We start from the raw sequence: 26,298 nt of genomic DNA, 5'->3' as shown, positions 1-26,298 counted from the left end.
CCCGCCAGTCCCGCTCCACCTCGACCTCATCCATCCCCCCACTCTCCCACCTGTGCCTTCGCCTCCTCCCGCCCCTCCTTCCCGCCGCTCCCCCGCAGCGCCCGCTCCAGATCCCGCAACGCCTGCCCCACCAGCCGGGTCCCCGCCCGCACCACGTCCCGCTGCACGCCCTCCCTCTGCGCGCCGTTCCTCTGCGCCCCGTCCCTCTGCACGCCTTCCCTCTGCGCCCCGTCCCTCGGCGCCCCCGCCGGAGCCCCCGCCAGCCCCTCCTCCAGCCGCGCCTGCGCCTCCCGCACCGCCCCGAACTCCACCGGCCGGCCCGTCAGCAGCGCCCCCGCCGCCAGCGCCGTGGCCAGCCGCAGCTCCTCCGCGTACTCCGCCGCCCCCGGTACGGGCTCCGCGTCCGCCCCCGGCAGGTGCGCCTCCAGCAGCACCGCCACCCGCCCCAGGTGCCCCACCGCCGCCCGGGCCCGGTCGATCTGCCGCCGGCTCACCCCGGCGAGCCCCGTCTCGTGCCGCCCGGGCTCCGCGTCCGCCCGCTGGATCGCCTGGAGCAGTTCGGAGCGCGCCTCCCGCGAGTCCAGCAGCGCGGTGCGCACCACCCGCTCCCGAGGCTGCGCCGGCGTCTCGTAGCAGGCGATGACCGCCCCCGCGTACCGCCCCGCCGCCGCGAGCCACTCGGCGAGCCGTTCCCCGAGCCGGGCCGTCTGCCAGGTGGGGAACAGCGCGTACACCAGGAGCGCGACGGACCCGCCGAGCAGCGTCAGCCCGACCCGCTCGAAGGCGGTGACCAGCGGGTCCCCCTCCTGGAGCCCGAGCAGGAACACCACGTACGAGGAGATCCCGACCGTCATCAGCGCGTACCCGGTCCTGAGTGTCAGGTACGCCCCGCCGATGCACGCCACCGCGAGCGCGGCCAGCACCCACTGCCCGGGGTGGGCCAGCTGCACCACGAGGGTCGAGACGCTCACCCCGACCACCGTCCCGGCGAGCCGGGCCACGCCCCGGCTGTAGGTCTGCGCGAAGTCCGGCCGCATCACCATCGCTGCGGTCAGCGGCGCCCAGTAGCCGTGTTCGAAGCCGGCCAGCCGGGCGAGCAGATAGGCGACGGTCACCACCCCGGCCAGCCGCACCGCGTGCTGGAACACCGCCGAGCGCGGCCGCAGTTGCCGCCGTACGGCCCGCAGTGCGACGGGCAGCATCCGCGACAGCGGCGGCTTGCGCAGCGCCCCGCCGGCCCCGACCACGGGGGTGCTGATGGTGTCCTCGTCGCCCCGGTCGAGCGCGTCGGCGGCCTTGCGAAGCAGCCCGCCCAGACGCCGGGCCGAGCGCCGGGCGGCCCCGCGCAGGAGCGTGGCGTCGTCCGTCCCGGGCACGGTGAGCGCGGGCGCGGAGCGGGGCAGGCGCAGCGGGTCGCCGGTGCGGACGGCCCGGGCGAGGGCGTCCATGACCTCGGCGGAGGCGGCCAGGACCTCGCGGGCGCGGTCGCGCTCCGGCCCCTCCTCGGGGGCGCCCACCTTGGGGTCGGCCAGGGCCGCGAGGGTGGGGCGGATGCGTTCGGCGAGGCCCCGCAGTCCGCGCAGCTCGGGCGGCCGGTGGCGGTCCTGCCAGGGGGTGACGGCGGAGGCGTGCCGGGCGGTCATGAACGGCGCCGGGTCGATGTGCGCGGTCGGGTCCTGGCGCAACCGGCGTGCGTAGTCGGCGAGTTCGGCGTAGGTGTCGGCGAGCGCGGCCCGTTGGGCGGACCAGCTGCCGATCGGCAGGAGGGTGATGACGAGGGCCTGGGAGACCCCGCCGAGCGCGGCGACGAGTCCGTGGCCGAGTGCGGCCGCGGCGCTGACGGGCAGTTGGACGACGACGAGCATCACCGAGACGGTGTTGGCGGCGACGACCCCGGCGGTCGGCCCGATGGCCCAGGCCAGTCCGGCACCGAAGGCCCACACCGCCAGCAGCACCGGGAACAGCCCGTACACCCCGGCCGCCAGGTACCCGAGGAAGGTGCTGGTGCCCAGCCCGATGCCGGCCGCGACGGCGAGGCTGGCGCGCGGGCGGAAGCTGCGCTGGAAGGTGGCCGTCCCGGCGATGAAGGCGCCCATCGCCGCGGAGGTGGCGAGCGCCGGCCCGCCGAGCGCCAGCGTGGGGAAGAGCACCAGGGCGACGGCGACGGCCCCGCGCAACGCGCGCTTGGGGTCACTGAGCGCCCGGTCGAGGGTGAGTCCGGTCCGCGCGGTGTCACGAAGTGCGGCAAACCAGGACATGCCGCCATCTTAGGGCGAGCGCCTCCGCGCCCGCCTCAGCCGCCCGGCCCGCGCCGCCACCCACAGCAGCAGCCCGGTCGGCAGGAACACCGAGTCGGCCGCGATCATCGCGAGCGAGAACACCGGTAGCCCGAGCACCACCGCGATCCCCACGTGCTCGACCATCATCACCGCCAGCAGCACGTTCTTGACCCGCCGGTTGAGCAGCGTGAACGGGAAGGCGACCTGGAGGATCACCGTCCCGTACGAGAGCAGGAACACCGGCAGCAGGGCCGAGCCGACGAGCCCGGACAGCCAGGGCCAGGGCGTGAAGTAGTCCAGGTGCAGCGGGTAGTAGAGCGCGCTGCCGTCCTGCCAGCGCGAGCCCTGCACCTTGTACCAGCCGGCGGTGGCGTAGATCAGCACCACCTCGACGGCGATCACCAGCATCGCGCAGTTGTGCACCATGTTCGCCAGCGCGTCGAGCACGGCCCGCAGCTCGCCCTCCGGCCGCAGCCGCCGGAGCGTCCACCAGAGCCCGGCGACGGCCCACAGACCCCAGAACAGCGGCGACCAGCCGACGTACGGGAAGGTCCGGCTCGTCCAGGTGAGCGTCTCACCGGAGAACTCGCCCAGCTGACAGAGCGCCAGCACCGCCCCGAGGACGGCCCACAGCACCACCCCGCCCGGGCCGTCCGCCCTGGCCCGTCGGGCGTCCAGCGACCAGACCTCGGCGCAGCGGGTGAAGACCAGGTAGACCGCCATCAGGTGGACGACGTTGTCGCCGCCGTCCCCGAGGAAGACGTCCCGGTTCTGCAGCGACAGCACGGTGACCAGGAACAGCACCGTGCTCGCCCTGGTCCGCCAGCCCAGCAGTACCGCCAGGGCGGCCAGCATCCCCAGGTGGTAGACCAGCTCGAACCAGGCCCGCCCGCCGAACCAGGGCAGCACGGTGAACGCCCCGTTGTCGGCCAGCAGCCGCTCGGCCAGGTCCATCGCCCAGGGGGAGCGGTCGCCGTAGAGCACCCGCCGGTTGGGCCACTCGCGCAGCAGGTAGGCGAGCCAGACCAGCCCGAAGCCGATCCGCACCACCGCGGCCTGGTGCGCCCCGAGCACGCGCCCGGTGAACGCCCCGAGCGCCTTCCCGAGCGCCCTCGCGACGGTCTCCGCGGGCCCCACCCGACGGGACGCGGCCTCGGCCGCGGCCTGCACGGGGGACGGGCCCTGCCGGGGGATGCCGACCAGCAGCCGCTGGTCCTCCTCAGCGGGCGACCGAGCGGACGGCTGATCGGACGGCTGAGCAGGCGCCTGAGCAGGCGGCTGAGCAGGCAACTGAGACGGCGACAGCTCGCTCACCCGAGCCCCCGGTAGTCCTCGTCGGCCACCGCCCACCAGGGCAGCTCCCGCACCTTGGGCGCGGGCGGCGCGGCCTCCCCGCTCCACGGGGGCGGCGCGAGGGTGGTCGCGGTCATCCGGAACTCGATCTCCAGCACCCGCTCGCCGTCCACCTCCCGGCCGATCCGCTGGAGGGCGATCCGCTTGAGGTACTGCTCGGCGAGCCTGCCCCTGGCCACGGTCGCGGTCTCGTCCTTCGCGTCGTGCGTGCCCTCGTAGAAGTCCCAGGCCCGGCGCAGCAGGTTCTGGTCGACGTGGCTGGGCGCCGGGTTGCCCCGGATCGCGGCGAGGTCCCGGGCGGTCAGCCCGATCCAGTCGTGGAGGCGGGTGCCGCCGCCCTCCTCCGCGGTGCGCACCCGGGCGTCCACGGTGATGTTCTGCTGCAGCGGGTTGGGCGCGAACAGTCTCCAGTTCTGCTCGAACTCGGGGTAGACCAGTCCGTCGACCTGCTCCTGGTACTGCCGGGACAGCGCGTTGGCGGGCGCGACGTGCAGGAACACGGCGGCCAGGAACAGCGCGGTGACCGTCGCCAGGCCGGCCGCGGACAGGCCGAGGAACAGCTGCGCGGGCGCCGACCAGACCCGGTCCCGCGCCGGCCGGTCCGTGATCCCTCCCCCAGACCCCATCGGGCCTCCCCCCACCGGGCCCGGCGGTTACAGGACGAAGGCCGGCTGCCCGGTGCTGCTGACCATCGGACGGCCCGCACCCTCCCAGGCGTACATCCCGCCGTCCACGTTCACCGCGTCCCGGCCCTGCTGCACCAGGTACTGGACGACCTGCGCGGAGCGCCCGCCGACGCGGCAGAGCACGTACAGCTTCTCGTCGGGCAGCTCGCCGAGCCGGGCCACGACCTGCCCGATCGGGATGTGCAGCGCGCCGTCCACGTGCCCGGCGTCCCACTCGTCCTGCTCGCGCACGTCCAGCAGGGCGGCCTCGGCGGGCACGGCGGCGGCGTCGGTGGTGGGGATCTGCGCGAACATCGTCTGGTTCTCCTGGGGGTGCGTCGGGTCGGTGCCATTGTCGCCCACCGGGGCGGATGCGCCAGGGGTTCCGGAGGGGCCGAGCAGCCGCTCCAGCTCGGCCTGCCGCTCCGCGGCCTTGGCGAGCAGTTCCTCGGCGAGCTGCTCCAGCAGCCGGTCCGGGTCCTGCGGGGCGAGGGCGAGCAGCTGGCCCATCGGGGTCTGCTCCAGGCGGACCTGCTCGGTGGCGGTCGCGGTGATCCTGGCGGTGAGCCACTCCAGCCGGCGGCGCAGCCAGTCGAGCCGGTCGGGGGAGTCGGCGGCGGGGGCGGCCTCGGGCGCGGTGGACCACTCGGCGGCCAGGCCCGTCAGCACGGCGGTGTCCCCGTACGCGTAAGCCTCGTTGACCCGGGCCAGGAAGGCGGCCCGGCGCTGCTGCTCGGCCGGGTCGGTGGTGAGGTCGGGGTGGGCGCTGCGCACCAGGTCGCGGTAGATCCGCTGGGCCTCCTTGCCGGGCCGCACCCGGGCGGGGGCGGCCGGCGGCGGCGGGGCCTCCTCGCTCTCCCCGGCGCGCTCCCGTACGGAGTCGAAGAGCGCGTCCAGGTCGGGCAGCTCCTCGACCTGCCGACGGGCCTCGGCGGCGCGGCGCAGGTCCTCGGGCAGGCCCGTGCGGACGGCGACGGCCTCGGCGACCAGCGCGTCCAGCTCGTCGAGCCGGGCGTAGAGGGGGCCGAGCAGCTGGTGGTGGATCAGCGCGAAGTTGTCGATCTCGACCCTGAGCGTCTGCACGTCGACGTCCATGCTGAGCCAGGCCAGTTCGGCTGCGGCGACCCGCTCCTCCAGGTCGAGCTGCTCCGGGTCCGTCCAGCGGGCGGGGCTCTGCGCGCTCACTTCTCGCCTCTGTGTCTCGTCCGGCCTGCCGTGTCCGGGCCGCCGCTCGGGCGGCCCGGCCTGTCACCCTACCCTCGGCGGTGGTGGCGCCGTCCGGGTGAAGGGGAGGTGCGCACCGGCGCGCGCGGTCCGACACGCAACGGTTCCCGAGGAATCTGCCCGTTTCGGTGTCGAGCCCGGCCCCGTCCGTGCTTCGCTGGTATCCGCACAGCGCGCCTTCCTCCTCCTCCTCAGAGACGGTCCGCCTCCCAGCCGTGGCGGCCAGGCGGGAGCAGACCGTATCCATGGTGGCCGAGTCCAACTCCACACCGCGTCCGGCGGGTGCCGAGACCGTGCCGGGTGACCACCCCGCCGGCGTGGCCGCCCTGCTGCGGCTCGCCCTCGTCCTGGTCGACCGGTCCGGCCGCATCGCCCAGTGGAGTCGGAGCGCCGAGGAGCTCTTCGGGCACCGCGCCGAGGTCGCCCGCGACCGCCCGGCCGGTGGCCTGCTGCCCACCGTGGAGTCCCCCGGCGATCCCGCCGGCCGCCGCCGGGGCGACGCCCTGGAGACCCTGGCCGCGCTGACGGCCTCCGGCGCCCCCTGGGCCGGCCGCCTCGCCGTGCTCGACCGCGAGGAGCACCTGCGCGACGTCCTCTGGTGGGCCTACCCGCTGAGGCACCCGACCGCCGACCAGCCCGGCGGCCTGCTCGCCCTCGCCGCCGACGCCCGCCCGCTGCGCACCGCCGGGCCGCGCCTGGCGATCGGCGAGCGGATGACGCCCTTCGCCGCCACCCCGCCCGCCCGGGGCGGCTTCCACCGCCTGGCCGCCGCCCTCGCCCCGCCCGGCCGTACGGTGCCCGAGCAGTTCGCCCGGCTGCTGCCCGCCGCGGCCGCCGGGCGCCGGGCCCTGCTGCTGGACGTCCTGGACGCCGCGGGCCTGCCCGCGCTGCGCCTGGACGCGGCCACCGTGCTGCCGGTGCTCCCGGCCGACGCCCAGGCGGGCAGCGCGCACGCCGCCTCCGCGATCGGCCGCCGCTACCCGACACCCCAGCAGCGCGCCGCCCGTACCGGCCCGCCGCCCCAGCCCGAGCAGTCCGCGCCCGGCCGCCGCGCCGCCGCCCTGCCCGCCCAGCGCCCCGCCCCCGCCACGTCCCCCGCCGCGCACCTCGCCCAAGGAGGAGCCGCCATCGAGCCGGCCGCCGCCACCCAGTCCGCCAACGGCCATCCCGCCGGGCTCGTCGACCAGCCCCCGGCCGACCAGCCCCGGGCCGTCCCGGGGCCCGCCGCCCCCGAGGGCCTGTCCACCGGCCGGCTGGTGCCCTTCCTCACCAACGGCCAGGCCGGCGAGCAGCTGGCCCTGCTGAACGAGGTCGGCGGCAAGGTCGGCACCACCCTGGACCTCGGCTTCACCGCCCACGAGCTGTGCCAGGTGCTGGTCCCCCGGATCGCCGACTTCGCCTGCGTGGACCTGGTGGACGGGCTGATCTCGGACTCCGAGCTGCCGGTCTCCCGACCGGACGACGACACCATGCTGCGCCGGGTGGCCCTGGTCCACAACGAGACCGGCGGCGTCTGGGAGCACGTCCTGCCCGAGGGCGCCCTGGTCAGCATGCCCCGCCGCACCCCGCCCGGCATGGCCCTCCAGCTCAACCAGCCGGTGCTGGTCCCGGTGATCACCGACGACGTCGCGGTGGACTACGCGATCGCGCTCGGCGGCGTCCGACTGGCCCCGGTGGTCTCCGGCCGCTCGATGCTGGTCGTCCCGCTCTCCGCCCGGGGCACCGTCCTGGGCATCCTCAAGCTGCTCCGGCTGCCGGACCGCGCGCCCTTCGACGAGAGCGACGCCGCCACCCTCAAGGAGCTGGCCGTCCGCGCCGCGCTGTCCCTGGACAACGCCCGGCTGCACCGCGCCGAGGCCCGGGTCGCCACCACCCTGCAGCGCTCGATGATCCCGACCCGCCCGCCGCAGATCCCCGGCGTGCAGATCGCCCACCGCTACCTGCCCGGCGACCCCAAGGCCGAGGTCGGCGGCGACTGGTTCGACGCGATCCAGCTGCCCGGCAGCCGGGTCGCCCTGGTCGTCGGCGACGTGATGGGCCACGGCCTGCACTCGGCCGCCGCGATGGGCCGCTTCCGCACCGCGATGCAGACCCTCGCCGCCCTCGACCTCCCGCCCGGCCAGCTGCTGCGCCACCTGGACAACCTGGCCCACAAGCTCGGCGACGACCACCTCGCCACCTGCCTGTACGCGGTCTACGACCCGATCAACCGCACCTGCGAGCTGGCCAGCGCCGGCCACGTCCCGCCCGTCCTGGTGCACCCGGACGGCAGCGGCGAGCTGCTGGAGATCCCGGCCGGCGCCCCGATCGGCGTCGGCGGGGTGCCCTTCGTCGCCAAGACCATCGACGTCTCGGACGGCTCGATGCTGGTCCTCTGCACCGACGGCCTGGTCGAGGTCCGGGGCGGGGACATAGGAGCCGGCCTGGCGGCACTGTGCGGCAACCTGATCGACCCGAGGCAGAGCCCCGAGGAAGCCTGCGACGTGGTCCTCAAGCGGCTGCACTCCGACGACCGCAAGGACGACGTCGCCCTCCTGGTGGCCCGCTTCGACGGCGTCGCCCCGTCCGAGGTCGCCACCTGGGACCTCACCGTGGACCACCGCGAGGTCCGCCGGGCCCGCTCGCTGGTCCGCGAGCAGCTGGCCGCCTGGCACCTGGAGGCGCTCGCCGACACCACCGAGCTGCTGGTCAGCGAGCTGGTGACCAACGCCGTCCGGGTCGCCAGGGACCGGGTCCAGCTCCAGCTGATCCGGGTGGACAAGCTGCTGGTCGAGGTCAGCGACGACAACCACAACCTGCCCTCGCTGGAGCCCGCCGAGCAGCTCGGCGAGACCGGCCGCGGCCTCACCCTGGTCACGAAGCTCGCCGAACGCTGGGGCACCGCCCGCAAGGCGGTGGGAAAGGTCGTCTGGTTCGAGCTGCCCCTCCCGCACGCGTGACGGCCGGGTGGGGACAACGTCCCGTACCCGGCCGGCAGCGCAGTGACAGGCCCCTTCAGGGGATGACGGCCCCGGCCTGGCGCCGCGCCTCCGCGGCCTCCAGCGGCGCCACCGCGGCGGCGACGGTGGTCGCGGCGGCCACCGTGGTGGCGGCCCCGACCCCGGCCAGCACCCGCGGCCAGAAGTCCCCGAACACCTCGACCGAGACGGCGATCAGCAGCGCGGTGATGACCGCGACCACGTGCTCCAGACCGGCCAGGTTCGGCAGCACCACGGCCTCGCCGACCATCAGCGCCACCACCAGGCCCGCGGTGAGCCAGGCCCGGGCGCGGAAGGCGATGCAGATCGCCAGCGCCACCACCGCCGCGGACGGCCCGGTGTCACGCACGTAGGCGACCCACTTCGGGAAGCCGAACACGTGCTCCGGCCCGATCGCCACCCCGACCCGGGCGAACAGCGTGCCCGTCAGGGTGCAGGCGTACGCGACCACCAGCGTCATCCGCCGGCCGAGCACGATCTCCGCGATCGCGAAGACCACGAACACCTGCGCCAGCGCCCCCCAGACCGGCAGGTCCAGCGCCGGCACGTACAGCGACAGCGGCGTCCTCAGCAGGGACTCCTCCAGCGGCAGCGCCGCCTTCACCACACCGATGTGGTTGACGAAGCGCTCGCCACCCGGCAGGTGCTGCACGATGCTGAAGAGCAGGATCAGGAACGTCGCCGCACTCGCCAGCGGAACGGCGGCGAACTTCTTGCGCACCACCCCGTCCCGGACCGTCACGAACAACGTTCCCCACTCGGCGACAGCGGCCGCTCTGGCGTACGCCAGCGGCCCCTTTCGCACGCCCCCCGCGTGGGTCCTGTCCATCACAACCGTTCTCCCGAATCCCCGGAACTTCTCAACGACTCCAACATTAGAAGCCTGTTAACAAACGCACATCGGCACGGATGGGGACCATCGTCATACTCAAGGGGGAGACCGCCCGCCCCTGCGCACCCCCATACGGCCGAGAACACCCCTCCGCCCCCCGGCGGAGGGAGACTCCCCCCTGCGGCCCCTACTCCTTCCCGTCCCGCGCCCCCACCGGCACCCGGGGCGCCACCACGGCCGCCCCCGCGTGCCGGCGGCGGAACAGGGCCGGCATGGTCGGCGCCACGATGAACCCCTCGGCGCGGGCGCTGGCGATGCCGATCCGCGGGATCTCGCTGCTCTTCTCGAACAGCAGGTAGCGCGGCTCCCAGATCGGCCGGTACTTGGCGTTCGCCCGGTACAGCGACTCGATCTGCCACCAGCGCGAGAAGAAACCCAGAACCGAGCGCCACAACCGCAGCACCGGCCCCGCGCCCAGACGCGAACCACGCTCGAAGACCGAGCGGAACATCGCGAAGTTCAGCGAGACCCGCTTGAGCCCCACCTCCTCGGCCCGCTGCAGCAGCTCGATCACCATGAACTCCATCAGGCCGTTCTCGGTGTCCCGGGCCCGGCGCATCAGGTCCAGCGAGAGCCCGTCCGGCCCCCACGGCACGAAGCTCAGCAGCGCCTGCAGCTCACCCCCGCCGTCGTGGCACTCCAGCATCACGCAGCGCCCGTCACCCGGGTCGCCGAGACGGCCCAGCGCCATCGAGAAGCCACGCTCGGTCGCCCCGTCACGCCACTCGTCGGCCCTGGCCACCAGCCGCGCCATCTCCTCCTCGGAGATGTCCTCGTGCCGGCGGATACGCACCGTGTACCCGGCCCGCTTGACCCGGTTGTACGCCTGACGCACCACCCGCATCGCACGCCCGTCCAGAGAGAACTCGTCCAGCTCGACGATCGCCTCGTCACCCAGCTCCAGCGCGTCCAGCCCGTGCCGGGCATAGATCACCCCGGCCTCCTCGGACGCACCCATCACGGCCGGCGCCCAGGCATGCTCACGGGCCTCCGCCAGCCACGCGTCGATCGCACCCGGCCACGCCTCCGGATCCCCGATCGGGTCACCCGAGGCCAGCGAGACCCCACCGATCACCCGGTACGTCACCGCCGCCTTCCCGCTCGGAGAGAAGATGACCGCCTTGTCGCGACGCAGCGCGAAATAGCCCAACGAGTCCCGCTCACCCTGCTTCTCCAGCAGGCCGCGCAGCTTCGCTTCGTCCTCGGCCGTCTGCAGCTCCGTGCCGCGCGGGCTGCGGAAGGCCGTGTACAGCACCAGCAGGAAGAGCAGGCCGCCCATCGTGTTGATCGCCGCGTCCACCCAGGTCGGGGCGGAGATCACCGAGCGCAGGTGCAGGGACGGCGTGATGGTGATCATCCGGCCGACCGAGTAGCGGAACAGGTCCCAGAAGCCCGCGCCGTTCAGGGCGTTGGTCGCCCACACCAGCAGCGAGCCGACCAGCCCACCGAACAGCAGCCCACCGACGAAGGTGGCCGCCGCGGTCTTCGGGTTGGAGCGGTCGCCCTTGGACGTGAACTCCTTGCGCCCGACGAACAGCGCCAGCACGAACAGGCAGGTCAGCACCGTGGAGATGTAGTTCAGCGGGTGGTCGACGAAATGCTCGCCGGGCACCAGCATGGCGAGCAGGTACAGCAGCGCGAACGCACTGCCCAGCGCCGCGTTGAAGATCCACGCCGCCCGCTTGCGCCGCCGCATCGCGATCGCCAGGAAGATCGACAGCACCGCGCTGGCGAGGCCGGAGGTCATCAGGTACGGGGTGAAGTACTCGCCCTCGTTGTGCTCGCTGACCTGCTCGCGGAACGGCACCAGCAGCACCGTCGCGACGTTCAGCAGCGCGAGCAGCCTCAGGTACCAGACACAGGCCGAGGCCGCCCTCGGGCGCCAGCGGTCGAGCGCGCCGACGGGCCGGGGATCCTGGGAGGTGGCGGACGGCTCCGACTTCACAGTGGACGACACAGCTCAATTCCAAACGATCAGATGGTGGGGCGCATCCGCAGGCCCGAGAGGCCGACGACTGGCAGCCAATTCCATGGTTCCCCACCGAAGCTGAGAATTGCGTGAACCGGGTAGCGGATTCCGACCCCCGCCGAACGGCGGGGGTCACGGCACACGGGCGTTCGGCGGCCCGCGCCCTCTACCCCTACTCTCGAAACGACCCACGCGGACCGCCTGCACCCGGCCGCCCGAACCGAGGAGGCACCATCACCACCACCCGCGTGCTGATCGTCGACGACGAGATCCTGGTCCGCTCCGGCCTCGGCCTCATCGTGGGCTCCGCCCCGGACCTCGAGGTGGTCGGCGACTGCTCCGGCGGCCAGGCCGAGGACCACGTCCAGCGACTGCGCCCCCACGTGGTGCTGCTCGACGTCCGGATGCCGGACCTCGACGGCATCTCGGTGCTGCGCCGCCTGCGCGCCCTGCCCGACCCGCCCGCCGTGGCGATGCTCACCACCTTCGACACCGACGACTACATCGGCACCGCCCTGCGGGCCGGCGCGGCCGGCTTCCTGCTCAAGGACACCGCCCCCGACCAGCTGGTGCACGCCGTACGGGTCCTCGCGGCCGGCGGCAACATCCTCTCCCCGACCGTCACCCGCACCGTGATCGGCGGCTACGTGGACGGCGGTGGCCCCGACGCCGAGGCCACCGCCCTCGCCCGCACCCTCACCGGCCGGGAGCTGGACGTCCTGGCCCTGCTCGGCGAGGGACTGTCCAACGCCGAGATCGCCGACCGGCTGTTCCTGGGCACCGGCACGGTCAAGGACCACATCAGCGCGATCCTCGGCAAGCTCGGCGCCGCCAACCGCGTCCAGGCCGCCGTGGTCGCCCACCGGGCCGGCCTCGTCCGGCCGAAACCCGGCGACGGGGCATGACGGCCGCCGACCAGCTGCCGCCCCGCAGACTCCCGGCCTGGTGCACCGCGCCCTGGCTGATGCTGCTGCTGCCCGTCCTCTACTCCCTGCTGGACGCCGCCCTGGTGGCCAGGGACGCCTCCTGGTGGAAGGTGGCGCTCTCCACACTGGCGGCCGTCGCCCTGTTCTGGCGCCGGCGCCTGCCCGTCACCGTGCTGCTGCTCACCATGCCCGGCAGCTGGGTGGACGACATCTGGCTCGCCCCGATCACCGCCGTCTACACGGTGGCCTCCGAGCGCCCCAACCCCCGGGTGCTGGTGCCCTGCAGCCTGCTGTTCACCCTGGTCGAGTTCTTCCACTGGCCGCTGCCCGACACGGTCTTCGACCTGAGCCGCGCCACCGCGCTCGACGCCATCCAGGCCGTGATGCTCGCCGCCGGCCCCGCCGCCACGGGCCTGCTCGCCCGCACCCGCCGGGAGCTCGCGGCCCGGCTGGACGAGCTGACGCGCGGCCAGGAGCGCGAGAGCCGGCTGCTCGCCGAGCGGGTGCTGATCAGCGAGCGCGGCCGGCTGGCCCGGGAGATGCACGACGTGGTCTCCCACCAGGTCAGCCTGATCAGCATCCAGGCCGGCGCCCTCCAGGTGAGCACCGCCGACCCGGCCGCCGCCTCCGCCGCCCGCACCATCCGCGAACTGTCCGTCCGCACCCTCGACGAGCTGCGCCAGATGGTCGGGGTGCTGCGCGGCGCCGGCAGTCCCGTCCCGGACAGCCCGCTGGCCCCCCAGCCCCGCCTCGCCGACCTGCCCCGGCTGATCGAGGAGAGCGGCCTGGCGGCCGAGGCCGAGCTGAACCCCGGTGACCGCCCGTGGCCGGAGGCGGTGGAGCGGGCCGCCTACCGCACCGTCCAGGAGGCGCTGACCAACATCACCAAGTACGCCCCGGAGGCGGTGGTGCACGTGAGGGTCCGGGCCAAGGGCCGCCGGCTTCGGGTCGAGGTCCGCAACGAGCGCCCGCCCGTCCACCCGGCCGAGACCCTGCCCGGCGGCGGCCACGGCCTGGTCGGCCTGCGCGAACGCGCCCAGCTCCTCGGCGGCACCCTCACCGCCGGCCCGACCCAGGACGGCGGCTTCGAGGTCCGCGCCGAACTCCCGGCCGCCCGCTCCTGACTCTCCGGAATCAAGAAGGCCGGAATCAAAAGAGGGGGACAACGAGAAAACCCCGCAGGTCCGAGGACCTGCGGGGTTTCGCTGTGCGCGAGGGGGGAGTTGAACCCCCACGCCCTTTCGGGCACTGGAACCTGAATCCAGCGCGTCTGCCTATTCCGCCACCCGCGCATGGGTGTCGTCTTCGTTGCCGACCGATCCTCGGAGCCGCTCGGTACCATGTGGCCTTCGCTTCTCTCCGGTCCGGCTTCCCTTGCGGGCGGCCCTTCCGACGTGGAAAACAGTAGCACGACCGGGGGGAGCACTCCGAATCCGTATTCCGACCGAACGGAGGACACCCGAACGGATGCCCGACGAACCGTCCGGCGAGGGGTGGTGGGCCGCCCGGGCGGGCAGACCTGGCGTGCCGGCCCGGACATGCGTCACCCTGTGTGTCCGAGCCCACCCCCGGGCACCACGCGGTCCGGGAACCGTACGGAAGGGCCCGGCGTGGATACGATCAGTACGGAAGTACCGCAAGTAGGCGCGACCGGCCCCCGGGCCGGAATCGGTCGGCGGGCAGGCGAACGGACCCTGGAAGGGGGTGCCCCATGGGGATGCTGAAGAAGTTCGAGCAGCGGCTGGAGGGTCTCGTCAACGGCACCTTCGCCAAGGTGTTCAAGTCCGAGGTCCAGCCCGTGGAGATCGCCGGGGCGCTGCAGCGCGAGTGCGACAACAACGCGAGCATCTGGAACCGCGACCGCACCGTCGTCCCGAACGACTTCATCGTCGAACTCAGCCCGCACGACCACGAGCGGCTCAGCCCGTACTCCGGACAGCTGGGCAACGAGCTCGCCGGCATGGTCCGCGAGTACGCGGAGGCCCAGCGGTACTCCTTCATGGGCCCGCTCCAGGTGAACCTGGAGAAGGCCGACGACCTGGACACGGGCCTGTACCGGGTGCGCAGCCGCACCCTGGCGGCCGAGGAACCCCAGCCCCAGCAGTACGCCGCCCCGCAGACGCCCGGCTACGACCGCGCGCCGGCCGCCCCGGCCCCCGGCGCGCCGTGGCAGCAGCAGGGCGCCGGCTCGTACGGCACGCCCCCGCCGCCCGCCGCGCCCCCCGCGATGCCCCCGGCCCCGCCCGCGCCCGCCGGCGGCAACGTCCGCGCCTTCCCCGGCGCCGGCCACGGCACCTCGATGCGCCGCTGGGTCGAGGTGAACGGCGCCCGCCACCAGATCTCCGGCTCCGCCTGCGTACTCGGCCGCTCGACCGAGGCCGACGTGCGGATCGACGATCCCGGGGTCTCCCGCAAGCACGCCGAGATCCGACCCGGCACCCCTTCGATGGTCCTCGACCTGGGTTCGACCAACGGCATCGTGGTGGACGGACAGCACACCCAGCGCGCTACGCTCCGCGACGGCTCCCGCATCGTCGTGGGTTCCACCACCATCGTCTACCGGCAGGTCGAAGGGTAGTGTCCGAGTTGTTCGCGCGCCTCGCTCACCGACTGGCGGGACGGTCATGTCAGAACTGACCCTCACGGTCATGCGGCTGGGGTTCCTGGCCGTGCTGTGGCTGTTCGTCATCGTCGCGATCCAGGTGATCCGCAGCGACCTCTTCGGCACCAAGGTGAACCCCCGCAGCTCCCGCCGCGGCGCCACCTCCGCCGTCCAGCAGACCCAGCCGGCCGGGCGGGGCGCCACCCCGCCCCCGGCGGGCAACACCGGTGGCCAGACCCAGGGCGGCGGCGGCCGTCGCCGCGCGAGCGGCCCGACCCAGCTGGTCGTGGTCGCGGGCTCGCTGGCCGGGACCACCGTCGCGCTGCAGGGCCAGACCATCACGCTGGGCCGCGCGCACGACTCCACGATCGTGCTGGACGACGACTACGCGTCCTCCCGTCATGCCAGGATCTATCAGGATCAGACTGGGCAGTGGACGGTCGAGGATCTAGGCTCCACCAACGGCACCTATCTGGACCGGCAGCGCCTGACCGCGCCCACTCCGCTCCAGCCGGGCATGCCGATCCGTATCGGCAGGACCGTCATCGAACTGCGGAAGTAGTAGCGCATGAGGGCAAGCATCCCGTCCATGACCCAGAGGGGGGCACAGGTCGCATGACCCTGGTGCTGCGCTTCGCCGCCGGCTCCCACAAGGGACTGATCCGGGAAGGGAACGAGGACTCCGGCTACGCCGGGCCGCGGCTGCTGGCCGTGGCCGACGGCATGGGCGGCGCCGCGGCCGGCGAGGTCGCGTCCTCCGAGGTGCTCGGCTCGATCGTCCGCCTGGACGAGGACGTGCCGGGCGCCGACCTGCTGACCCTGCTGGGAGACGCCGTCCAGGGCGCCAACGACCGGCTCCGGCAGATGGTCGAGGAGGACCCCCAGCTGGAGGGCATGGGCTGCACGCTCACCGCCATGCTGTGGACGGGCCAGCGGATGGGCCTGGTGCACGTCGGCGACTCCCGCGCCTACCTGCTGCGCGACGGCTCGCTGGCGCAGATCACCGTGGACCACACCTGGGTGCAGCGCCTGGTCGACGAGGGCCGGATCACGCCCGAGGAGGCCGAGACCCACCCGCAGCGCTCGCTGCTGATGCGGGCGCTGGACGGCCGCGGCCAGGTCGAGCCCGACCTGTCGATCCGCGAGGTCCGGGCCGGCGACCGCTACCTGATCTGCTCGGACGGCCTCTCCGGCCCGGTGAGCCACCAGACCCTCCAGGACACCCTGGGCAGCTACTACTCGCCCGAGCAGACCGTGCAGGAGCTGATCCAGCTCGCGCTGCGCGGCGGCGGCCCGGACAACATCACCTGCATCGTCGCGGACGTCATCGACGTCGGCGCCACCGACACCATGAGCGGCCAGTTCAACGACGTCCCGGTGGTCGTCGGCGCCGTCGCCGACACCCCGCCGTCCTCGGCCGCCGACCACTCCATCGCCGACACCCCGGCCGGCCGCGCCGCCGGGCTGGGCCGCAACCCCCAGGGCGCCTTCGGCCCGGCCGAGGGCTACGACGCCGGCTACGGCGCCCCCCAGGGCGACTTCGGCCCCGCCGCGGGCTACACCGGCGAGTACGACGGGCAGGAGCCCGCCGAGCCCTCGGTGTACGGCGCCGAGGACTTCGACGAGGAGCCCCCGAAGCGCAAGCGCCGCCTGGCCGTCCCGCTGGCCGTGCTGATCACCCTGGGCCTGCTCGGCGGCGCCGGGTACTTCGGCTACCGGTGGACGCAGGACCAGTACTACATCGGCGAGGAGGGCGACCACGTCGCCGTCTACCAGGGCGTCAACCAGAACCTGGCCGGTCTGAACCTGTCCTCGGTCCACACCTCGCACAACGACATCAAGCTGGACCTGCTGCCGAAGGACCAGCGGGCGGTGGTGAACAAGACCATCACCCTCAGCAGCCTGCAGGACGCCGACCCGAAGCTCCAGGAGCTCGAGGGCTGGGTCAGCCTGTGCCAGAAGGTCAGGGACCAGGGCGCCACCAAGGCGACCCCGCCGACCCCGCCGACCCAGGCTTCGTACTCGGCGGTCACGCCCACCCCGGAGAAGAGCGCCCACACCCCGTCGGCCTCCCCCTCCGCCCCGGCCGCGGCCGCCACCGCTCCGACGCAGGGCGCCACCCCGCCGGCGGCCGCCGCCCCGGCCCCCACGGAGCAGCCGACGGCGCCGCCGCTGAGCGAGTCCGACAAGACCAAGGCCGAATCCTGCCCGAAGCCGTGACGCCGGTGATCGCACAGGGAACCGCCCCCGGGAACCGCCGGGAGGCGGTGGCCCCGTGAGCAGCTACGACCTCGGCGGCACCGCCGGTGGCACCGTCGGCGGGGACACCGTCCGCCGCCGGGCCGTCCCCCGGCGGCGGACGAACACCACGATCTCCCCGCAGGGCGCGCCGAACCGGCGCAACACCGAGCTGGGGCTGCTGGCCTTCGCCGTCCTGCTGCCGATGCTCGCCTACGCCAACGTGGGCCTGGCGATGGACGGCGGACTGCCCGCCGGCATGCTCGGCTACGGCCTCGGCATGGGCGCGCTGGCGCTGGTCGCGCACCTGCTGGTGCGCCGCTTCGCGCCGTACGCGGACCCGCTGATGCTGCCCATCGCGACCCTGCTGAACGGGCTGGGCGTGGTGATGATCTGGCGCCTGGACAAGGCCGGCCACCTGCTGCCCGCCAACTACCCGGCGGCCAAGAACCAGTTGATGTGGTCGGCCCTCGGGGTGGCGCTGTTCATCGGCGTGATGGTCCTGCTCAAGGACCACCGGGTCCTCCAGCGCTACACCTACATCTCGATGGTGGTGGCCATCGTCCTGCTCGCCGCGCCGGCGTTCTTCCCGGCCCGGGCGGAGGACTTCGGCGCCAAGATCTGGATCCGCCTGGGCGGCTTCTCCATCCAGCCCGGCGAGTTCGCCAAGATCATCCTGACCGTGTTCTTCGCCGGCTACCTGATGGTCAAGCGCGACGCCCTCGCCCTGGCCAGCCGCCGCTTCATGGGCCTGTACCTGCCGCGCGGGCGCGACCTCGGCCCGATCGTCGTGGTCTGGCTGCTCAGCCTGCTGATCCTGGTCTTCGAGAACGACCTGGGCACCTCCTTCCTGTTCTTCGGCCTGTTCGTGGTGATGCTCTACGTCGCCACCGAGCGGACCAGCTGGATCCTCTTCGGCCTGCTGATGTCGGTCGGCGGCGCGGTCGCGGTGGCGATGACCACCAGCCACGTCAAGGTCCGCATCGACGCCTGGCTGGACCCGATGGCCGCCTTCGGCCCGAACCGGCCGGCGGGCGCGACCGAGCAGATCGGCCAGTCGCTGATGGCCCTCGGCTCCGGCGGCGTCACCGGCTCCGGCCTCGGCCAGGGCCGCTCCTGGCTGATCCAGTTCGCCGCGAAGAGCGACTTCATCCTCGGCTCCTTCGGCGAGGAGCTGGGGCTCACCGGCCTGATGGCGATCTTCCTGCTGTACGGCCTGCTGGTGCAGCGCGGCCTGCGCACCGCGCTCGCCGCCCGCGACCCGTTCGGCAAGCTGTTCGCGGTGGGCCTGGCCTCGGCGATGGCCCTGCAGGTCTTCGTCGTCGCCGGCGGCGTCACCGGGCTGATCCCGCTGACCGGTATGACCATGCCGTTCCTGGCCCAGGGCGGTTCGTCCGTGGTGGCCAACTGGGCGCTCATCGCGATCCTGCTCAAGATCAGCGACAGCGCCCGCCGCCCGGGGGCCGAACCCGCCCCCACCGCCACCGAGAACCGGGGAGGACCCGCCCGATGAACAAACCGATCCGCCGGGTCTCGATCTTCTGCCTCGTGCTGATCCTGGCCCTGATGGTGCGCACCAACTGGGTCCAGGGCGTCCAGGCCGACGCCTGGGCGAGCGACAAGAACAACAAGCGCCAGCTGTACGACCGCTACGCCCACCCGCGCGGCAACATCATCGTCAGCGGCCAGCCCGTGACGAAGTCCGACTTCGTCAACGGCCTGCGCTACAAGTACAAGCGGTCCTGGAACGAGGGCCCGATGTACGCCCCGGTGACGGGCTACTCCTCCCAGGCTTACGGTTCCAGCCAGTTGGAGAACCTCGAGGACGGCATCCTCTCCGGCTCCGACGACCGGCTGTTCTTCCGCAACACCCTGGACATGCTGACCGGCGGCGAGAAGCGCGGCGGCGACGTCGTCACGACCATCAACGCCAAGGTCCAGAAGGCCGCCTTCGACGGCCTCGGCGACAAGAAGGGCGCGGTGGTCGCGCTCGACCCGAAGACCGGCGCGATCCTGGCCCTGGTCTCCACCCCCTCGTTCGACCCGGGAACCTTCGCGGGCGGCGAGGACGGCGACAAGAAGGCGTGGAACGACCTCAACGCGGACGCGAACAAGCCGCTGCTCAACCGGGCGCTGCGCGAGACCTATCCGCCCGGCTCGACCTTCAAGCTGGTCACCGCGACCGCCGCGTTCGAGAACGGCCTGTACCAGAACACCGGTGACGCCACCACGACGCCGGACCCGTACAAGCTGCCCGGCACCAACACCGAGCTCAAGAACGAGAGCCCGGACGAGCGCTGCGAGAACGCCACCGTCAAGTCCGGCATGGACCAGTCCTGCAACACGGTCTTCGCCAAGATGGGCGCGGACCTGGGCAAGGAGAAGATGCGGGCGCAGGCCGAGAAGTTCGGCTTCAACAGCACCGTGGACACCCCGGTCCGCTCCGAGAAGAGCATCTTCCCGGACAGCCCCAGCCTGGACCAGACCGCCCAGGACTCGATCGGCCAGCACGACACCCGCGCCACCCCGCTGCAGATGGCCATGGTCTCCGCCGCCATCGCCAACAACGGCAGCCTGATGCAGCCCTACCTGGTCGACCAGGAGCGCTCGGCCTCGCTGACCACCATCTCCAAGCACACCGAGAAGCAGTTCTCCCAGGCGATGAGCCCGGCCACCGCGCAGAAGCTGCAGGACCTGATGATCTCGGTGGTCGAGAACGGCACCGGCAAGAACGCCCGGATCCCCGGCCTGCAGGTCGGCGGCAAGACCGGCACCGCCCAGCACGGCGAGGACAACGCCGGGCTGCCCTTCGCCTGGTTCACCTCCTGGGCCAAGACGGCGGACGGCCAGTCGGTCGCGGTCGCCGTGGTGGTCGAGGACGGCTCCCAGAACCGCGACGGCATCAGCGGCGGCCGCCTCGCCGCCCCGATCGCCAAGGCGGTCATGCAGACGGCGCTCGGCAAGTAACGCACGCCGTGTCGGGAGTGAGGGGAATGTCACGATCGGCACCCCCGTCCGGATACCGGTCTGATATCGGCCTACGGTGGACTCCGGTCCGGCGCGCGGCGACCGGTAGCGTATCCGCCAGCAGCGGGTGTGCCCGTTGCCGCCCGCGAGGCGGTGCACGGCCCGGCCGGAGAACCGGCGCAGGGCCGCGCGGCGTCACCCAGAGCGTGCGGGGACACCTACGTCACAACCTCACCGGCGGGTGAGGGAGAGGGTCGGAACTATGGAAGAGCCTCGTCGCCTCGGCGGCAGGTACGAGCTCGGCGGCGTCCTCGGACGCGGCGGCATGGCCGAGGTGTACCTCGCCCATGACACCCGGCTCGGCCGTTCCGTCGCCGTGAAGACGCTCCGGGCCGACATGGCCCGTGACCCGTCGTTCCAGGCCCGCTTCCGCCGCGAGGCACAGTCGGCGGCCTCGCTGAACCATCCCGCGATCGTCGCCGTGTACGACACGGGCGAGGACTACATCGACGGCATCTCCATCCCGTACATCGTGATGGAGTACGTCGAGGGTTCGACGCTGCGCGAACTGCTGCACTCCGGCCGCCGGCTGCTGCCCGAGCGGGCGCTGGAGATGACCATCGGCATCCTCCAGGCCCTGGAGTACTCGCACCGGGCCGGCATCGTCCACCGCGACATCAAGCCGGCCAACGTGATGCTGACCCGGCAGGGCAACGTCAAGGTCATGGACTTCGGCATCGCCCGCGCGATGGGCGACGCCGGGATGACCATGACGCAGACCTCGGCCGTCATCGGCACCGCCCAGTACCTCTCCCCCGAGCAGGCCAAGGGCGAGCAGGTCGACGCCCGCTCCGACCTGTACTCCACCGGCTGCCTGCTCTACGAGCTGCTGACCGTCCGCCCGCCGTTCGTCGGCGACTCCCCGGTCGCGGTGGCCTACCAGCACGTCCGGGAGGAGCCGCAGCCGCCGTCCGTCTTCGACCCCGAGGTGCGCCCCGAGGTCGACGCGATCGTGCTCAAGGCGCTCGCCAAGGAGCGGGACTACCGCTACCAGAGCGCCGACGAGATGCGCGACGACATCGAGCGCTTCCTCGACGGCCTGCCGGTGGCCGCGGCCCAGCAGGCCGCGTACGGCATGGGCGGCTACGGGTACGACCAGAACGGCTACCCGCAGCAGCACGACCCGTACGGCCAGACCAACGTCCTGCCCCAGCAGGCCGGCGGCGCCCAGACCACGGTGCTGCCGCAGGCCGGCGGCCAGGGCGGCTACGGCCAGCAGGGCGGCTACCAGGACGACTACGGCCAGACCTACGCCGGCGGCCAGGGCGGCGGGCAGGACGACGGCCCCGGCGGCCGCCGCGGCGCGCAGCCGAAGAAGAGCAACACCTCCTGGATCCTGCTGGCGATCGCCGCCGTGCTGGTCCTGGTGGGCACCTTCTTCGTCGCCCAGGCGATGTTCGCCGACAAGAAGGACACCGCGAAGGTCACCGCCCCGACCCTGGTCGGCAAGACCCTCCCGGATGCCAGGACGACCGCCACCGCGGCCGGGTCCAAGCTGGTCGTGACGGAGGGCGAGAAGATCGCCTGCCCGGACGCCAACGTCAAGAAGGACCAGGTCTGCACCCAGAACCCGGCGGCCGGCAGCCAGGTCGCGGAGAACGCCACCATCACGGTGCAGCTCTCCTCCGGCCCCGCCAAGGCCCCGGTTCCGACGGTGACCGGCAAGCCCAAGGACCAGGCCACCAAGGCCATGAACGACGCGGGCTTCGCCAACGTCACCACCGAGTACAAGGACGACGACACCGCCGCGCAGGACACCGTCACCGCCCAGGACCCGGCGGCGGGCTCCAACGCCGACCCGAGCACCCCGGTCAAGCTGACGGTCTCGCAGGGCAAGTCGAAGGTGTCCGTGCCGAACGTGGTCGGCCAGCAGAAGGACGACGCGGTCAACCAGCTGCAGAGCGCGGGCTTCCAGGTCGACGCGTCCAAGACCACGCCGACCAACGACCCGACCAAGGCCAACACCGTCGCCCAGCAGTCGGTCGCGCCGAACACCAAGGCGCCGGCCAACACGAAGATCTCGCTGACGATCTTCAAGGCCCAGGACAAGCCCCAGATCCCGCCGCTGCAGAACGTGAAGCTGTCGGAGGCCGGCGACAAGCTGTCCAAGCTCGGCCTCACCTACACCGTGGTCGCCGGCCCGCAGGACCCGAACGCGATCGTCGTGCAGAGCAACCCGGGCGCCGGCAGCCAGGTCGAGCCGAACTCCCAGGTCCAGCTCATCACCAGGCCGGCCGATCCGCCCAAAGGGGGGGACCCCACCAAAGGGAACCCCTAAGCCGCCCGTCTTCCCCTGGTTCTGAGAACTCCTGGACCGGGGGAACGCCCGAGGGCCCGCCGCGATCGCTCGCGGCGGGCCCTCGGGCGTTCCCCACGCGTTCACGCGCTCAGGAGTGCCGCAGCTCCGGCGGCGGGGTGCGCCTGGCGTCCACCTCGTCGACGCGCACCAGGCTGCCCCAGACGGCCATCCGGTAGCGCGAGGTGTAGACCGGGGTGCAGGTCGTCAGGGTGATGTACCGGCCGGGGGCGGTGTAGCCGGAGCGGGCCGGGACGGGGGCGACGATGCCCGTGTCGTACTTGGACGTCTCCGCCAGGGTGTTGTCGACCTTGTAGACGTACCACTTGTCCCTGGTCTCGACGACGATCGCGTCGCCCTTGTTCACCGCGTCCAGGTCGTGGAACTTGGCGCCGTGGCCGTCCCGGTGGGCGGCGAGCGCGAAGTTGCCGTCCCGGTCCCAGGGCATGGCGGCCTTGTACGGCTGCTCGTAGACCCCCGCGACGCCCTCGTCCAGGACGGCGGTGGAGGTGCCCATCCGGATCAGCACCTGGAAGTCCGAGCCCATCGACGGGACGTGCAGGAAGCCGACGTCCTCCCCTGCCGCGAACTGCCGTGCGCCGACCGGGGCTCCGGGGGTCCCGGGGGTCGCGCCGGCGCTCGGGGCGGGGGAGCCACCGGGGGCCGCCCAGGAACCGCGCAGCTTGTCCCCGGCGGCCGAGGACGCCCGGTCGGCCTGGACGTTGGTCCACCACAGCGAGTACGTGACGAACAGGCCGAGGACGAGCCCCAGGGTGATCAGCAGCTCACCGAGGACGCCCAGCGCGGCCAGTGCGGCGCTGCGCCGCCGGCGCGCGGGCGGCGGGGCCTCCTCGGGCGGCGGGAAGGCTTCCCGACCGGCTTCGGCCGATCGTCCGGCGCCGTCGTCCTGCATCTGTGGTGCTCCCCCTCCGTGCCGGGCGGCTACCCGCCCGCGATCGCAGCCGGCTTGCCCTGGCTGCGCGGCCGTTCCTCCGTCATCTTGCCAAAGACGATGAGGCGGAACTTGGAGGTGAACTCCGGGGTGCACGTGGTCAACGTGATGTAGCGGCCCGGGCCGGGGTATCCGGCGCCGTTGGGCACCGGCTTGATCACGCTCACGTTGCTCGGGGAGGTCTCCGGGATCCCGCTGGTGACCTCGTACGTGTAGTACGCGGTGGCCGTCTCGACGATGATCTTGTCGCCCTTGTCGAGCTTGTTGATGTACCGGAACGGCTCGCCGTGGGTGTTGCGGTGCGCGGCCAGCGCGAAGTTGCCCGCCTTGTCGGCCGGCATGCCGGTGCCCGTGTAGTGGCCGACCAGGCCGTTGTCGAGCACCGCCGACTTCGAAGTCCCCTCGGCGATCGGGAACTTGAGGCCCAGCTTGGGCAGGTAGACGATCGCGAAGCCCTTTCCCGGGGCGAACACCTCGGGCTTGTTCGGGTCCGGCGCGGGCTGCCCCGGCTTGGGGGTCTGGTCGAACTGCTGCTCCAGCTGGTCGCGGGCGTCGCTCGCGGCCTGGTCCGCCTGCACGTTGGTCCACCAGAGCTGGTACGCGACGAACAGCAGCATCACCACGCCGAGGGTGATGCACGACTCGCCGACGAACCGCGCCATCAGCACCAGGGGCGACTCCTTGGGCCTCGGCCCGGCCGCCGCCCTGCCGCGTGCCCGGCGCCGTCCATGGCCCGAGCGGACGGCCGTACGGCCCTTCGCGGCGCGCCGGCGCTCGGCCCGGCCGCCGGTGGGCGGGGCGGGCTCGGCCGAGGCGCCCGCGAGGTCGGCGGGCAGCCGCAGTTGCAGCGTCTGGTCCGGCAGCCAGGGGTACTCGGGGCCGTCGGCGGCGGGCTGCTCGGCCTGCTCGTACACGCCCCAGGCGTCCTCGGGTGCTCCGGCCGCCTGCTGGGCGCCGTACGGGTCCGGGCCATGGCCCTGGGGCTCCCCATGAGGCCACTCCTGCGCCTGCGGCTGGTAGCGCCCCTCCGGTCGCAGCGTGGTCACGCCGTTCAGCCTCGGCCGATCACCGGGGCGAGCCCGGTCGACCGGTCCACGGCCCGCGGGTCCCCGCAGTCCGCCAGCCAGTTGGCGAGCATCCGGTGGCCGCCCTCGGTGAGCACCGACTCGGGGTGGAACTGCACGCCCTCGACGGGGAGTTCGCGGTGCCGCAGGCCCATGATGACGCCGCTCTCCACCGTCCGGGCGGTGACCTCGAGCTCCGCGGGGACGGTGGCCGGGTCGACGGCCAGCGAGTGGTAGCGGGTCGCGGTCAGCGGCGAGGGCAGGCCCGCGAACACCCCGGTGTCCCCGTGCTCGACCGCGGAGGTCTTGCCGTGCAGCAGCTCCGGCGCCCGGCCGACCACGGCGCCGTACGCGACGGCGATCGACTGCAGGCCCAGGCAGACGCCGAACACCGGCAGCCCGATCCCCGCGCAGTGGTGCACCATCTCGATGCAGACCCCGGCCTCCTCGGGCGACCCGGGCCCGGGGGAGAGCAGCACTCCGTCGAAGCCCGCGTCGCCGTCGCGGCGCACGGCGTGTTCGACGGTCACCTCGTCGTTGCGCACGACCTCGCAGGTGGCGCCCAACTGGTACAGGTACTGCACCAGGTTGAAGACGAAGCTGTCGTAGTTGTCCACCACCAGGATGCGGGGCGGATTCGGCTGGCTGCTCATGCGCGCGTGGTCTCCGTGGGGGTGCGGTACTGGATGGAAGTGCCGGGGCCGCCGGTTCAGCCGACCGCGGCGCCGTCGCCGCCGTCCACTGTGACGTCACCGAAGGGGAGCAGCGGTTCCGCCCACGGGAAGACGTAGGTGAAGAGGAGGTAGACGATCCCCACGACGAGGAGCAGCGAGATGACGGCCCGGACCAGGGTGTTCCCCGGTAGGTGACGCCAGATCCAGCCGTACATGGTGCTCCCTCGCGTAGCGGACTGGGATCAAGAGTAGACCCGAGCCCGAAGGCGGTCGGGACGGTCCCGCTACTGCTGACCGCCCGCCGAGTGCAGCTCGGTGGTGCCCGAGTAGCCGGGGAGGGTCAGGTCCCCGCTCTCCTGGACCTTCCAGCCGAGGCCGTACGCCTGGACGTACTTGAGGTAGGTGTGGATCGTCGGGTCCGCCTCGACGGCCCCGCGCAGGGCGTCCGTCTTCCCCACCGCCTTGATGACGTACGGCGGGGAGTAGACCCGGCCCTGGAGGAGCAGGGTGTTGCCGACGCAGCGCACGGCGCTGGTGGAGATCAGCCGCTGGTCCATCACCTGGACCCCTTCGGCTCCTCCGCGCCACATCGCGTTGACGACGGCCTGGATGTCCTGCTGGTGGATGACCAGGTCGTTGACGCCGGGCTCGGGGACGCCGGGCACCCGGGCGGTGGCGTTGGGCGGGGCGTCGTTGAGGGTGACGGTCAGGCCGCCGCCCTGGAGCGGCTCCAGGGCGGCGCCGAGCCGCAGGCCGTCCAGCCTGGCCGCCTCGGCGGGGCTGTGGGCCTGCTGCTCGGTGAGGTGCTGCTCCTGGGCCTGGAGGTCGGCCAGCTGGGCCTGGGCCTGCTGGTTCTGGTTGCTGCGCTGGCGGATGACGTCGCCGAGGCTGAGGAGGGAGTTGTCGGTGCGCAGGTCGGTACCGCGGGCGGTCTGCGCGCTGACGTAGAAGAGCAGTCCGGCGAGCGCGAAGACGGCGCAGGTCAGGGCACGTCCGACAATTCGGGCGCCGGAGCGGCGGGTACCGGCCGACTCAGGGGGAATCGACAAATTAGTCACCGTACCCTTATCTCTTGAGACCCGCCGAGCCACTACGCTAACGGACGCCGGTTGCACGTGCGGGAGGCCCCAGACCCTCTCGACCACCGACCCGCCGGACC

At 73.0% G+C, this 26,298-nt stretch carries 20 protein-coding genes and 1 tRNA gene; 9 read left to right on the top strand and 12 right to left on the bottom strand.

What is annotated here, in order from left to right:
- Positions 1 to 26: 26 nt before the first annotated feature.
- The 4 genes from IH61_RS0109675 to IH61_RS0109660 form a co-directional block, all read right to left on the bottom strand.
- On the bottom strand, positions 27 to 2,258 hold the full coding sequence (locus IH61_RS0109675) for an FUSC family protein (RefSeq protein WP_063763172.1): 2,232 nt from the start codon (positions 2,256 to 2,258) through the stop codon (positions 27 to 29).
- Between the two features lie 9 nt (positions 2,259 to 2,267).
- Positions 2,268 to 3,449, bottom strand: coding sequence for an HTTM domain-containing protein (locus tag IH61_RS0109670; protein WP_158844850.1), 1,182 nt, complete (start codon positions 3,447 to 3,449; stop codon positions 2,268 to 2,270).
- Between the two features lie 140 nt (positions 3,450 to 3,589).
- On the bottom strand, positions 3,590 to 4,258 hold the full coding sequence (locus IH61_RS0109665; protein ID WP_051836663.1) for a DUF5819 family protein: 669 nt from the start codon (positions 4,256 to 4,258) through the stop codon (positions 3,590 to 3,592).
- Positions 4,259 to 4,285: 27 nt separating this feature from the next.
- Positions 4,286 to 5,482 (bottom strand): rhodanese-like domain-containing protein, encoded by a 1,197-nt coding sequence (locus tag IH61_RS0109660; protein WP_063763171.1) that lies wholly within the window; start codon positions 5,480 to 5,482, stop codon positions 4,286 to 4,288.
- Positions 5,483 to 5,766: 284 nt separating this feature from the next.
- Here IH61_RS0109660 and IH61_RS0109655 point away from each other — a divergent pair, with 284 nt between their 5' ends.
- Positions 5,767 to 8,460, top strand: a complete 2,694-nt coding sequence (locus tag IH61_RS0109655; RefSeq protein WP_078910969.1) for a SpoIIE family protein phosphatase — start codon at positions 5,767 to 5,769, stop codon at positions 8,458 to 8,460.
- A 55-nt stretch (positions 8,461 to 8,515) separates the two neighbouring features.
- Here the strand turns inward: IH61_RS0109655 and IH61_RS46870 are convergent, their stop codons facing one another.
- Both IH61_RS46870 and IH61_RS0109645 read right to left on the bottom strand, forming a co-directional pair.
- A complete protein-coding gene (locus IH61_RS46870) occupies positions 8,516 to 9,241 on the bottom strand; it encodes a hypothetical protein (RefSeq protein ID WP_158844847.1) in 726 nt (241 codons plus the stop codon).
- 277 nt (positions 9,242 to 9,518) lie between these two features.
- Positions 9,519 to 11,348: a phosphatidylglycerol lysyltransferase domain-containing protein gene (locus tag IH61_RS0109645; protein WP_078910967.1), complete on the bottom strand. Its 1,830-nt coding sequence runs from the start codon at positions 11,346 to 11,348 to the stop codon at positions 9,519 to 9,521.
- 266 nt (positions 11,349 to 11,614) lie between these two features.
- Here IH61_RS0109645 and IH61_RS0109640 point away from each other — a divergent pair, with 266 nt between their 5' ends.
- Both IH61_RS0109640 and IH61_RS0109635 read left to right on the top strand, forming a co-directional pair.
- Positions 11,615 to 12,265, top strand: a complete 651-nt coding sequence (locus IH61_RS0109640; protein ID WP_234327104.1) for a response regulator — start codon at positions 11,615 to 11,617, stop codon at positions 12,263 to 12,265.
- Positions 12,262 to 13,410 carry a sensor histidine kinase gene (locus tag IH61_RS0109635; RefSeq protein ID WP_031067831.1) on the top strand — a complete coding sequence of 383 codons (1,149 nt, stop codon included), beginning with the start codon at positions 12,262 to 12,264 and terminating at the stop codon, positions 13,408 to 13,410. Before IH61_RS0109640 ends, IH61_RS0109635 begins: the two co-directional genes overlap by 4 nt.
- 84 nt (positions 13,411 to 13,494) lie before the next feature.
- Here the strand turns inward: IH61_RS0109635 and IH61_RS0109630 are convergent.
- Positions 13,495 to 13,578: transfer RNA gene (locus IH61_RS0109630), tRNA-Leu, on the bottom strand.
- Between the two features lie 419 nt (positions 13,579 to 13,997).
- On the opposite strand from IH61_RS0109630, the gene IH61_RS0109625 reads away from it, so the two are divergent.
- The 6 genes from IH61_RS0109625 (at position 13,998) to pknB (ending at position 22,431) form a co-directional block, all read left to right on the top strand.
- Positions 13,998 to 14,864 carry an FhaA domain-containing protein gene (locus IH61_RS0109625; RefSeq protein WP_031067828.1) on the top strand — a complete coding sequence of 289 codons (867 nt, stop codon included), beginning with the start codon at positions 13,998 to 14,000 and terminating at the stop codon, positions 14,862 to 14,864.
- 46 nt (positions 14,865 to 14,910) lie between these two features.
- The gene (locus IH61_RS0109620; protein WP_031067827.1) at positions 14,911 to 15,450 is read left to right on the top strand and encodes an FHA domain-containing protein FhaB/FipA; all 540 of its coding nucleotides are present in this window, start codon (positions 14,911 to 14,913) and stop codon (positions 15,448 to 15,450) included.
- 53 nt (positions 15,451 to 15,503) lie between these two features.
- Positions 15,504 to 17,108, top strand: coding sequence for a PP2C family protein-serine/threonine phosphatase (locus tag IH61_RS0109615; RefSeq protein ID WP_031067825.1), 1,605 nt, complete (start codon positions 15,504 to 15,506; stop codon positions 17,106 to 17,108).
- A 151-nt stretch (positions 17,109 to 17,259) separates the two neighbouring features.
- Entirely contained in the window at positions 17,260 to 18,639 is a 1,380-nt protein-coding gene (locus tag IH61_RS0109610) for an FtsW/RodA/SpoVE family cell cycle protein (RefSeq protein WP_031067822.1), read from the top strand.
- Positions 18,636 to 20,093 (top strand): peptidoglycan D,D-transpeptidase FtsI family protein, encoded by a 1,458-nt coding sequence (locus IH61_RS0109605; protein ID WP_031067820.1) that lies wholly within the window; start codon positions 18,636 to 18,638, stop codon positions 20,091 to 20,093. Before IH61_RS0109610 ends, IH61_RS0109605 begins: the two co-directional genes overlap by 4 nt.
- A gap of 262 nt (positions 20,094 to 20,355) precedes the next feature.
- Complete coding sequence (gene pknB, locus IH61_RS0109600) at positions 20,356 to 22,431, top strand: Stk1 family PASTA domain-containing Ser/Thr kinase (RefSeq protein WP_031067818.1); 2,076 nt, start codon at positions 20,356 to 20,358, stop codon at positions 22,429 to 22,431.
- A gap of 109 nt (positions 22,432 to 22,540) precedes the next feature.
- Here pknB and IH61_RS0109595 read toward each other — a convergent pair whose 3' ends face one another.
- The 5 genes from IH61_RS0109595 to IH61_RS0109575 form a co-directional block, all read right to left on the bottom strand.
- Complete coding sequence (locus IH61_RS0109595) at positions 22,541 to 23,362, bottom strand: class E sortase (protein WP_078910966.1); 822 nt, start codon at positions 23,360 to 23,362, stop codon at positions 22,541 to 22,543.
- 29 nt (positions 23,363 to 23,391) lie between these two features.
- Positions 23,392 to 24,447 (bottom strand): class E sortase, encoded by a 1,056-nt coding sequence (locus IH61_RS47695; RefSeq protein ID WP_234327101.1) that lies wholly within the window; start codon positions 24,445 to 24,447, stop codon positions 23,392 to 23,394.
- A 5-nt stretch (positions 24,448 to 24,452) separates the two neighbouring features.
- Positions 24,453 to 25,118 (bottom strand): aminodeoxychorismate/anthranilate synthase component II, encoded by a 666-nt coding sequence (locus IH61_RS0109585; protein WP_031067811.1) that lies wholly within the window; start codon positions 25,116 to 25,118, stop codon positions 24,453 to 24,455.
- A 56-nt stretch (positions 25,119 to 25,174) separates the two neighbouring features.
- Positions 25,175 to 25,354 (bottom strand): hypothetical protein, encoded by a 180-nt coding sequence (locus IH61_RS0109580; RefSeq protein ID WP_031067809.1) that lies wholly within the window; start codon positions 25,352 to 25,354, stop codon positions 25,175 to 25,177.
- A 69-nt stretch (positions 25,355 to 25,423) separates the two neighbouring features.
- Positions 25,424 to 26,197 carry a DUF881 domain-containing protein gene (locus tag IH61_RS0109575; protein ID WP_420713874.1) on the bottom strand — a complete coding sequence of 258 codons (774 nt, stop codon included), beginning with the start codon at positions 26,195 to 26,197 and terminating at the stop codon, positions 25,424 to 25,426.
- Between the last annotated feature and the right edge of the window lie 101 nt (positions 26,198 to 26,298).

The sequence above is a fragment of the Streptomyces sp. NRRL WC-3742 genome (assembly GCF_000720635.1).
In the GTDB taxonomy this organism is placed as follows: Bacteria; Actinomycetota; Actinomycetes; order Streptomycetales; family Streptomycetaceae; genus Kitasatospora.
The sequence above is the reverse complement of the archived record's forward strand: the minus strand, read 5'-3'. Positions and strand labels throughout refer to the sequence as shown.

What these genes read in the sequence shown, in the direction of transcription:
- IH61_RS0109675 (WP_063763172.1), bottom strand. Translation starts at nt 2,258, where the DNA reads ATGTCCTGGTTTGCCGCACTTCGTGACACCGCGCGGACCGGACTCACC.
- IH61_RS0109665 (WP_051836663.1), bottom strand. Translation starts at nt 4,258, where the DNA reads ATGGGGTCTGGGGGAGGGATCACGGACCGGCCGGCGCGGGACCGGGTC.
- IH61_RS0109655 (WP_078910969.1), top strand. Translation starts at nt 5,767, where the DNA reads ATGGTGGCCGAGTCCAACTCCACACCGCGTCCGGCGGGTGCCGAGACC.
- IH61_RS0109635 (WP_031067831.1), top strand. Translation starts at nt 12,262, where the DNA reads ATGACGGCCGCCGACCAGCTGCCGCCCCGCAGACTCCCGGCCTGGTGC.
- IH61_RS0109625 (WP_031067828.1), top strand. Translation starts at nt 13,998, where the DNA reads ATGGGGATGCTGAAGAAGTTCGAGCAGCGGCTGGAGGGTCTCGTCAAC.
- IH61_RS0109620 (WP_031067827.1), top strand. Translation starts at nt 14,911, where the DNA reads ATGTCAGAACTGACCCTCACGGTCATGCGGCTGGGGTTCCTGGCCGTG.
- IH61_RS0109615 (WP_031067825.1), top strand. Translation starts at nt 15,504, where the DNA reads ATGACCCTGGTGCTGCGCTTCGCCGCCGGCTCCCACAAGGGACTGATC.
- IH61_RS0109605 (WP_031067820.1), top strand. Translation starts at nt 18,636, where the DNA reads ATGAACAAACCGATCCGCCGGGTCTCGATCTTCTGCCTCGTGCTGATC.
- pknB (WP_031067818.1), top strand. Translation starts at nt 20,356, where the DNA reads ATGGAAGAGCCTCGTCGCCTCGGCGGCAGGTACGAGCTCGGCGGCGTC.
- IH61_RS0109595 (WP_078910966.1), bottom strand. Translation starts at nt 23,362, where the DNA reads ATGCAGGACGACGGCGCCGGACGATCGGCCGAAGCCGGTCGGGAAGCC.
- IH61_RS0109585 (WP_031067811.1), bottom strand. Translation starts at nt 25,118, where the DNA reads ATGAGCAGCCAGCCGAATCCGCCCCGCATCCTGGTGGTGGACAACTAC.
- IH61_RS0109580 (WP_031067809.1), bottom strand. Translation starts at nt 25,354, where the DNA reads ATGTACGGCTGGATCTGGCGTCACCTACCGGGGAACACCCTGGTCCGG.